This window comes from Burkholderia sp. IMCC1007, assembly GCF_027257875.1.
Classification (GTDB): domain Bacteria; phylum Pseudomonadota; class Gammaproteobacteria; order Burkholderiales; family Burkholderiaceae; genus Burkholderia.
On sequence record NZ_JAPVQY010000044.1, the window covers coordinates 62,071 to 70,207 of the forward strand.

At 68.7% G+C, this 8,137-nt stretch carries 8 protein-coding genes; 2 read left to right on the plus strand and 6 right to left on the minus strand.

Annotation, left to right across the window (positions count from 1 at the left end):
- Positions 1 to 7: 7 nt before the first annotated feature.
- Genes O1Q03_RS29010 through O1Q03_RS29020 form a run of 3 tightly spaced genes read right to left on the minus strand, consistent with a single transcriptional unit; the run spans position 8 to position 3,981 of the window.
- A complete protein-coding gene (locus O1Q03_RS29010) occupies positions 8 to 211 on the minus strand; it encodes a DUF1656 domain-containing protein (protein ID WP_011351756.1) in 204 nt (67 codons plus the stop codon).
- On the minus strand, positions 208 to 2,406 hold the full coding sequence (locus tag O1Q03_RS29015) for an FUSC family protein (RefSeq protein ID WP_269507478.1): 2,199 nt from the start codon (positions 2,404 to 2,406) through the stop codon (positions 208 to 210). The genes O1Q03_RS29010 and O1Q03_RS29015 overlap by 4 nt, the downstream gene beginning before the upstream one ends.
- A gap of 15 nt (positions 2,407 to 2,421) precedes the next feature.
- Positions 2,422 to 3,981, minus strand: a complete 1,560-nt coding sequence (locus tag O1Q03_RS29020) for an efflux transporter outer membrane subunit (protein WP_269507479.1) — start codon at positions 3,979 to 3,981, stop codon at positions 2,422 to 2,424.
- 157 nt (positions 3,982 to 4,138) lie between these two features.
- Here O1Q03_RS29020 and O1Q03_RS29025 point away from each other — a divergent pair, with 157 nt between their 5' ends.
- Together O1Q03_RS29025 and O1Q03_RS29030 are read left to right on the plus strand one after the other, a co-directional pair.
- Positions 4,139 to 5,080, plus strand: coding sequence for a LysR family transcriptional regulator (locus O1Q03_RS29025; protein ID WP_269507480.1), 942 nt, complete (start codon positions 4,139 to 4,141; stop codon positions 5,078 to 5,080).
- 120 nt (positions 5,081 to 5,200) lie between these two features.
- The gene (locus tag O1Q03_RS29030; RefSeq protein WP_269507481.1) at positions 5,201 to 5,359 is read left to right on the plus strand and encodes a hypothetical protein; all 159 of its coding nucleotides are present in this window, start codon (positions 5,201 to 5,203) and stop codon (positions 5,357 to 5,359) included.
- Between the two features lie 64 nt (positions 5,360 to 5,423).
- On the opposite strand, the gene O1Q03_RS29035 is transcribed toward O1Q03_RS29030, so the two are convergent.
- Genes O1Q03_RS29035 through O1Q03_RS29045 form a run of 3 tightly spaced genes read right to left on the minus strand, consistent with a single transcriptional unit; the run spans position 5,424 to position 8,120 of the window.
- Positions 5,424 to 6,251, minus strand: a complete 828-nt coding sequence (locus O1Q03_RS29035) for a metallophosphoesterase (RefSeq protein WP_269507482.1) — start codon at positions 6,249 to 6,251, stop codon at positions 5,424 to 5,426.
- Positions 6,252 to 6,276: 25 nt separating this feature from the next.
- Positions 6,277 to 7,698: an FAD-binding oxidoreductase gene (locus O1Q03_RS29040; protein ID WP_269507483.1), complete on the minus strand. Its 1,422-nt coding sequence runs from the start codon at positions 7,696 to 7,698 to the stop codon at positions 6,277 to 6,279.
- 20 nt (positions 7,699 to 7,718) lie between these two features.
- The gene (locus tag O1Q03_RS29045) at positions 7,719 to 8,120 is read right to left on the minus strand and encodes a DUF2069 domain-containing protein (RefSeq protein WP_269507485.1); all 402 of its coding nucleotides are present in this window, start codon (positions 8,118 to 8,120) and stop codon (positions 7,719 to 7,721) included.
- Positions 8,121 to 8,137: the final 17 nt, after the last annotated feature.

An 8,137-nucleotide genomic window follows, 5' to 3' on the forward strand; every position in this document is an offset into this window, starting at 1 on the left:
TTCGGAATCAACGGTAAACGGCAAGACTCAGTCCGCCGCAAATGCAGACGAGAAGGCACGCGCGAAACAGCGACGGGTGCCAGACGAGACGATAGAGGCCCGTATAGGCGAGCAGGCGGTCGACGGCCCAGGTCGCGAGCGCGCCCAGGACGAACATCAGCACCACCGTGGGCATGTAGGCATCGAGAATGGCGATTTCACGCGGCATCATGACGAGGCTCCAGGTTGGGGACGCACGGGGCGGTTGCGGTTGAGCGGCTCGAGCGGCGATTCCGGATCGAGCAGCGCCGTGCGCACGAAATGCAGATTGCTCAGGATGCGCTGCAGCCGGTGGCGCTCGTCGCGCGCCGGCGTCACCGCGTCGAGCGTCTGCCGGGTCGCGTCGATCGCGGCATTGACGGCGGCGAGCGTCGCGTCGAAGCGCTCGGCGTTCGGCTTGCTGAACAGCGCGGACAGCGCGGTGCGCAGCGTCTCGATCGCGCGGCGCCACGGCGCCGCCGGCGCATAGCGCGGGTCGGACGGCAGCGTCGCCAGTTCGTGGCGCAGGTCGAGCGCGGCGTTGCCGGTTTCGAGTACCGCGAACATCCAGCGCAGCGCGTCGCGCTGCACGTCGGGCTGGTCGGCCGACAGCGTGTGCGCCTGATACATCAGGTCGCGCGCGCCGCTCTCGAAGCGCGTACGCAAACCGGCCAGCCGCGCGTGGCAGGCCGCGACCACCTGGTGACGCAGGTCGGCGAACAGGCGCTTCTTCAGCCACGGCGCGGTCGGCGGGAACAGCACCGCGAACGCGATCGCCGACACCAGCATCGACAGCACCAGCGCGAGCGCATCGTTCATGAAGCTCATCGGATCGTAGTGCGTGATGCTGTCCGGGCCGGCGAGGAAGCAGAAGAAGATCAGGTAGCCCATCCCGTAGCCCGCGAGCTTCGGCTTCAGCGTCATGAAGATGCCGATCGCGAGCAGCGGTGCCAGCGCCACGCACAGCAGCGGGAAGCCGTCGATGTGCGGGTAGATGCCGAACGTCAGCAAAAAGCCCGTGCAGATCGCCAGCGCCGTGCCCATGCCCATCTGCGCCGACATCGCGGTCGGGCGCGGCGTCGACGACGCGAGCGCGCAGGTGGCCGCCGCCGTCAGCGTGAGCGTCACGCCGCTCGGCCACGCGGTCTCGATCCAGAACCAGCCGAGCACGAGGATCACGGTCGCGGTGCGGATCGCCGCGATTACCATCGCCGTCAAGTTGGTGCGCGGCTCGTAGCGCTCGATCCAGCGTTCGCGCTCGTGCGTCGCGGTCGATAGCGATGCGTAGGTCGCCGCGTATTCGTGCAGGTCGGTGATGAAGCGGTACAGCAGCTCCGCTGCCGTGTCGAAATCGAGCAGCGGGAAATCCGGCTGCGTTTCGAGCGTCGCGCGCGTCGCACGGATGCGGCGCGGCAGCTCGTCGCGCCAGGCGAGCAACTGCTCGGCCGCGAGCGCCGCGTCGGCCGACGTACGCACGGGCTCGCCGTGGCGCATGAGCAGCGGCGCGATCTCGCGGAAGTACGGCTCGATCGCGTCGATCGCGGCCTGCGCGCCGGCCGCGCGCAACCGGTTCATCAGCTGGTGCAGCGCATGGAAGCGGCTCGATACGCTCATGAACTCGCTGTTCAGCCGCGCGAGGCGGCCGCTGCGCATGCGCGTGTCCGGATCCTCGAACACGGCCATGCTGCGCGCCGCTTCGAAGCCGACCACGTCCGCGACGAAGCGCGTATGGATGGTTTCGATGTGCGCGCGGTCGAGCTTGCCCGACAGCGCCGCCGCGACGTAGTCGACGAAGCTCACGAAGCGCTTGCGCACCGTCGTGCGCATCTGCTCGCCCGTGTACTGCGGAAACACCAGCGCGCTGACCACGCCCGCCGACACGATCCCGACCATGATTTCGGCGACCCGCGTCATCGCGCTCATGAATGCGCCGTCCGGGTGCTGCGACGCCGGCAGGCCGATCAGCGCGGTCGTGTAGCCCGCGAGCAGGAAGCCGTAGCTGCGGAAGTTGCGGTTGCGCGCGGCGCCGGCCGTGCAGAGTGCGACCCACAGCGCGACCGCGAGCAGGAACAGCTGCGGCTGCTGCGGAAACAGGCCGACGAACGTCAGTGTCGCGATGAGCCCGAAGATCGTGCCGGCGACCCGGTAGAAGCTCTTCGCGAGCACGGCGCCGCTTTGCGGCTGCATCACGATGAATACCGTGGTCATCGCCGTCTTCGGTGCCGGCAGGTCGAGCCGCATCGACACGCCGATCGAGATGAACGCGGCGAGCAGCGCCTTGAACAGATAGAGCCACGCGGCGCCGTCGGTGCGGGCCCAGTCGTCGAACGCGGCGTACCAGGCGGCGAGGCCGCCGGCGTGCGTGGAAGCGGGGGAGGAGGCTGACATGGCGGTCGCTCCGCGTTACCGTGCGGCCGGCGTGCCGGACGTCGCCATCTGCGCGGGCCGGGCGACTGCCGCGACCGGCTTGGCGCCCGACGCGGCGGCGGGCGCCGCTGCGGATTCGTCGTGCGGCACGTCGCTGCCCGTTCCGACGCCGCCGCCGAGCGCGGCCATCAGCTGCGCATGCGCGGCGAGGCGTTCCGCGTCGATGCGGGCGGCCGTCTCCTGCGCGCGCAGCAGTTGCTGTTGCGCGACCAGCACGTTCACGTAATCGGTCAGGCCACGGCGGAAGCCTTCGCGCGACAGCTGGTAGCTGCGATCGTTGGCGGCCACCGAGCGCGCGGCGTCCTTCTTCTGCGTGTCGAGCGAGCGGATTCGCACGACCTGGTCGGCGATGTCCTTGAGCGCGCCGACGACCGTCTGGTTGTAGCGTTCGACCGCTTGGTCGTAGCCGGCGTCGGCCGCGCCGAGTTGCGCGCGCAGCCGGCCGCCGTCGAAGATCGGCAGCGACAGCGCGGGGCCGGCCGTCCAGCCGCCGTTCATCGCGCGCAGGAAGTCGGCGAACGGCGCGGTCACGCCGAAGCCGCCAACCGTCGCGAGCAGGTCGATGTTCGGGTAGAACGCCGCTTTCGCGACGTCGATGCCGCGCGCCTGCGCGTCGACCGTCCAGCGCGCCGCGACCACGTCGGGGCGGCGGCCGAGCAGGTCGGCCGGCATCGCGGACGGCAGGCCGGCCGGCGCGTCGAGCGACAGGCTCGGCCGCTGGATCGCGTCGCCGGCGCCCGGGCCCTTGCCCGCGAGCGCGGCGAGCTGGTGGCGCGCGAGCTGGATTGCTTCTTCATAGCTGTCGATCTGCCGCTCGTAGTCGGGCAGCGTCGATTCCGCCTGGCTCACTTCGAGCTGCGTGCCGAGGCCGGCCTGCAGCCGCTTGCGCGCGAGATCGGCCAGCGAGCGCTGGCGTTCGAACGTTTCGTGGGCGAGGTCGAGCAGCGCGTAGTTCATCGACATGCCGACATACGCGCGCACGACGTTGACTTCGAGCTCGAGCTTCGCGGCCCGGGCGTCGGCGGCGGTTGCGTGCGCGGTGTCGAGCGCGCGCTCGGTCGCGTTCTTGTCCTTGCCCCACAGGTCGAGGTGGTACGACAGGCCGAGCGAGCCGGTGTTGTTCCAGGTATCGGTGTCGGCGAGCGGGCCGGGGCCGTAGTAGACGTTGTCGGGCCAGTGCTGGCGCATCAGCGACAGGTTGCCGTTGATTTGCGGCAGTTCGGCCGAACGTGCGACGCGTGCCATCGCCTGCGCTTCGCGCACGCGGGCCTCGGCGGCCGCGAGCGTCGGGTTGCCGGCCTGCGCGGCGGCGATCCACGTGTCGAGCTGCGGATCGTTGTACGCGCGCCACCAGTCCGACGCGGGCCAGCCTGCGTCGCGGTTTGCGGCACGGATCGCAGCGCCGGCGTCGAGCGCGTTCGCTTCGACGCGCGTGGACTGCGGTTTGTTGTCGCCCATGCTCGCGCATCCGGCCATTATTAATGAGACTGCAAGAACCGCCAGTGCCAGCGTCCCTTTTGTTGCCGGAAACTGCACGATTTTCTCCCTTTCGGATATAGATGAGCCGGATGGGATTATATTTTTCAGCGATTCCTGAATAAATGGACAACGGTGCAAGTCATTTTTACGAATCCTGAGACAATATTTGTTGGGCTGTGTGCAACAATCCGTCCGGATTCAAATGGGTAATGGGATGGATACGTTACAAAACATGCGGGTATTCGTCCGCGTGGTCGACGCGGGCAGCTTCACCGCGGCGGCCCAGCAGATGAATTCGACCACCGCCTACGCGTCGCGCGCCGTGTCGGACCTCGAAGCGCACCTGCGCACGCGCCTGCTCAACCGGACGACACGCCGGATCGCACTGACCGAAGCGGGCGAGCGCTATCTGCAGCGCTGCGAGCAGATCCTCGCGTACGTCGACCAGGCCGAAGCCGAAGCGGGCGACGCGCACGCGCGCCCGTCGGGCAAGCTGAAGGTCCACTGCTTCACGAGCCTCGGGCAGCACTACCTGGTGCCGGCCATCGCGCGCTACCGGCAGCGCTACCCCGAGGTGCACGTCGAACTGACGCTCGCGCAGCGGATGCCCGATCTTCTCGACGAGGGTTACGACGTCGCGATCGTCGTCGGCCGCGACCTGCCCGATTCGGGCCTCGTGTCGCAGCGGCTCGGCGAAAGCTACAGCGTCGTGTGTGCGTCGCCCGCCTATGTCGACGCCCATGGCGCGCCGCACACGCCGGCCGATCTCCAGCAGCACGTGTGTCTCGGGATGGTCGCGCCCGGTTTTCACTTCGACGAGTGGGCGCTGTCGGGGCCGCGCGGCGACGAGGTGATTCCAATCACGGCGCCGCCGTTTCGTGTGAACGTCGCCGAGGCGCTCGCGGTGGCCGTGCGCGAAGGGATGGGGATCGGCGGACTGCCGCTCTATTCGGCGATCGGCGGGCTGCGCAGCGGGCAGATCGTGCGCGTGATGCCGGAATACCGGTCGCACGTGATGAACATCTACGCGCTGTATCCGTCGCGCCAGTATCTCGACGCGAAAATCCGCACCTGGGTCGATTTCCTGCGCGACGAATTGCCGGCGACGCTGGGCGCCGACGAAGCCGCGCTCGCGCGGTTCACGGCTGCGACATGACAGCGCGCTCGCGCGCAATCTGACGAGATTTGTCGTTCACGCAACATTTTTTTACCAACGGGTCGCGGACAGTTTGATACTGTTTCAACTATCGAGATATGTCCTGCCCCCGGAGTCGCAATGGATACGCAACTGATGATCGGCCTTGGAGTTTTGCTTGGTGCGGCGGCCGCCGTCGCGGCGACGCGCGATCTGCTGCGCGCGATGAAGGCACGGATGAAGCCGGTGCCCGTGCGGGTGCGCGCGCCGTCGGACGCATCGCGCCGCGCCGATCGCTGATCCGCTGCGGGTTTTCAGACCACGCAGGAGAGGGGCCGCATCGCGCGGCCGCGCGGGCCGGCGCTCAGCCGAGCTCGACCACCTTGTCCCACGCGAAAGCAGGATTTTCGAGTTCGCCGGTGCGTCTGCGGATGTAGCCGCGCGGGTTGCACACCACGTGCGTGCCGCTGTCGGTCACGTAGTCGAATGAAGTATGCGTGTGGCCGTGAATCCACAGGTCCACGGGCGGCCGCACCAGTTCCGCCATGTCCGTGACGAATCCCGCCGACGCGAGGTCTTCCGCATAGCGCTCCGCCAGCGAGCGCAGATGGGGCGCGTGATGGGTGACGACGATCGTCCTGCCCGCGAACGGCGTCGCGAGCCGCGCTTCGAGCCACGCGCGGCTTTGCCGGTGCAGCGCGATCGCGTCGGCCGGCTTGAAATCCCGCTCGGGTTCGCCCTCCGCATGCAGCGCCGCGTCGTGCGGCCAGGTCACCTGAATCAATCCCTTGAAATCGAGCATCACGCGCTCGCCGGCCTCGATCGCTCGCGCGACGCTCGCGGCGTCGGCGCCGAACAGCGAGAAATCGCTCCACAGCGTCGTGCCGAGCACCCGAAAGCGCTCCTGCGGATCGACGTACACGCCGTTGTTCAGGTAATGCACGTTGTCGATCGTGTGCGCGGCATCGCGCATCGCCGTCTCGAGCGCGCCGAATTCCCCGTCGTAGTACTCGTGATTGCCCGGCACGTACACCACCGGCACGGCGGGATCGAACGTCTCCGCGGCCCAGCGCAGGCCCTCCGCGTGATTGTGGATGTCGCCGGCCAGCACGACGAGATCCGCGTCGGCATGCGGGATTGTGTCGGGCTGGTTGAGTTCGAGATGCAGGTCGGACAGGACGCGGATTTTCACGGGCATCGCTCCGGGATGAGTGGCTTCAGCGCAGGACCTTGCCGGGATTCATCAGGCCGCGCGGATCGAGCGCGGTCTTCAGCGTGCGCATGAGCGTCGTTTCGACCGGCGACTTGTAGCGCTGCGCATCGTCGATCTTCAACTGGCCGATCCCGTGCTCCGCGCTGATCGTGCCGTGATGACGGTGCACGTTGTCGTACACGACGCGGTTGATCGGCGCCTGGAATTCGGCGAGGAATGCCTTCGGGTCGCCGCCCTCGGGCGTCTGTACGTTGTAGTGCAGGTTGCCGTCGCCCAGGTGGCCGAACGTGACCATCCGCGCGCCCGGTGCCGCCTGCTGGATCGCCGCGTCGGTTTCGTCGATGAAGCGCGCGATCGACGAGATCGGCACCGCGATGTCGTGCTTGATGTTGAGCCCTTCGTCGGCCTGCGCGAGCGGGATGTGCTCGCGCAGATCCCAGAACGCGCGCGACTGCGCGAGGTTTTCCGCGACCACCGCGTCGACCACGAGCCCCGCATCGAACGCTTCTTCCATCAGCTTCTCGAACAGCGCGCGCGCATGCGTTTCGCTTTCGTTGTCCGACAGCTCGAGCAGCACCGTCTGCGCGTGCGTGCGGTCGAACGGGTAGCGCAGTTGCGGATAGTGCTTGCCGACGAGCTGCATGCAGAAATCCGACATCAGCTCGAAGCCCGTCAGCAGCGGCCCGGCCGCGCGTTGCGCGAGCGACAGGAAATCGAGCGCCGCGTGGGGCGACTCGAGCGCGGCCAGCGCGGTGACCTGCGCGGCCGGCAGCGGATGCAGCTTCATCACGGCGGCCGTGATGATCCCGAGCGTGCCTTCTGCGCCGATGAACAGGTCGCGCAGGTCGTAGCCCGTGTTGTCCTTGCGCAGGCCGCGCAGCCCGTCCCAGATTTCGCCCTGCGGCGTCACGACCTCGAGCCCGAGGCACAGCTCGCGCGCATTGCCGTAGCGCAGCACCGCCGTGCCGCCCGCGTTGGTCGACAGGTTGCCGCCGATCGTGCAACTGCCCTCGGCCGCGAGGCTCAGTGCGAACAGCCGGCCGCCTTCGCGGGCGCGCGCCTGCACGTCGGCGAGGATCACGCCGGCCTCGACGGTGATCGTGTTGTTGTGCGGATCGAGCGCGCGCACGCGGTTCAGCCGCGCCAGGTTCAGCACGGCCTGGCTGCCGCTCCCGTCGGGTGTCGCGCCGCCGGCGAGGCCCGTGTTGCCGCCTTGCGGCACCAGCGCGACGCCATGCGTGTTCGCGAGTTTGACGAGCGCGGCGACTTCGGCCGTATCGGCCGGTTTCAGCACCGCACAGGCGGCGCCCTTGTAGCGGCGGCGCCAGTCGATCAGGAACGGCTCGGTGTCGTGCGGATCGGTCAGCACGTAGGCCGCGCCGATCGCGTCGCGGCAGGCGGAAACGAAAGCGTCTGGAGAATTCATCACGGTCGGTCGCGTAAGGGTCAGGACGCAGCGCGCTGCCGCTTCGCCGCGCGCTTGAACGGCGCGACGTACGCAAGCGCCGCGACGAAGAAGCCGACGGCGAGTGCGGTCTCGCACCAGCCGAGCGTCGCGGACAGCCCGTGGTCGGACATGCCGCGCACGATGCCTTCGGCGAAATAGACGAGGATCAGCATGCTCGCCCACTGCATCGTATAGATGTTACGCCGCCAGACGCCGGGCAGCGCGAGCGCGAGCGGCACGGCCTTGAGCATCAGCGCCGAGCCGCCCGGGCGCAGCGGCGCGAGCCACAGCTCCCACGCGAGCGACAGCGCGATCAGCGCGACCAGGCATGCGGCGGCGGCCAGCGCGAAGCGCGGCCGGCCGGCGACGGCGGGACGGGCGGAGCGGGCGGGCGCGTTCATGCGGCTTCGGCGGCCTG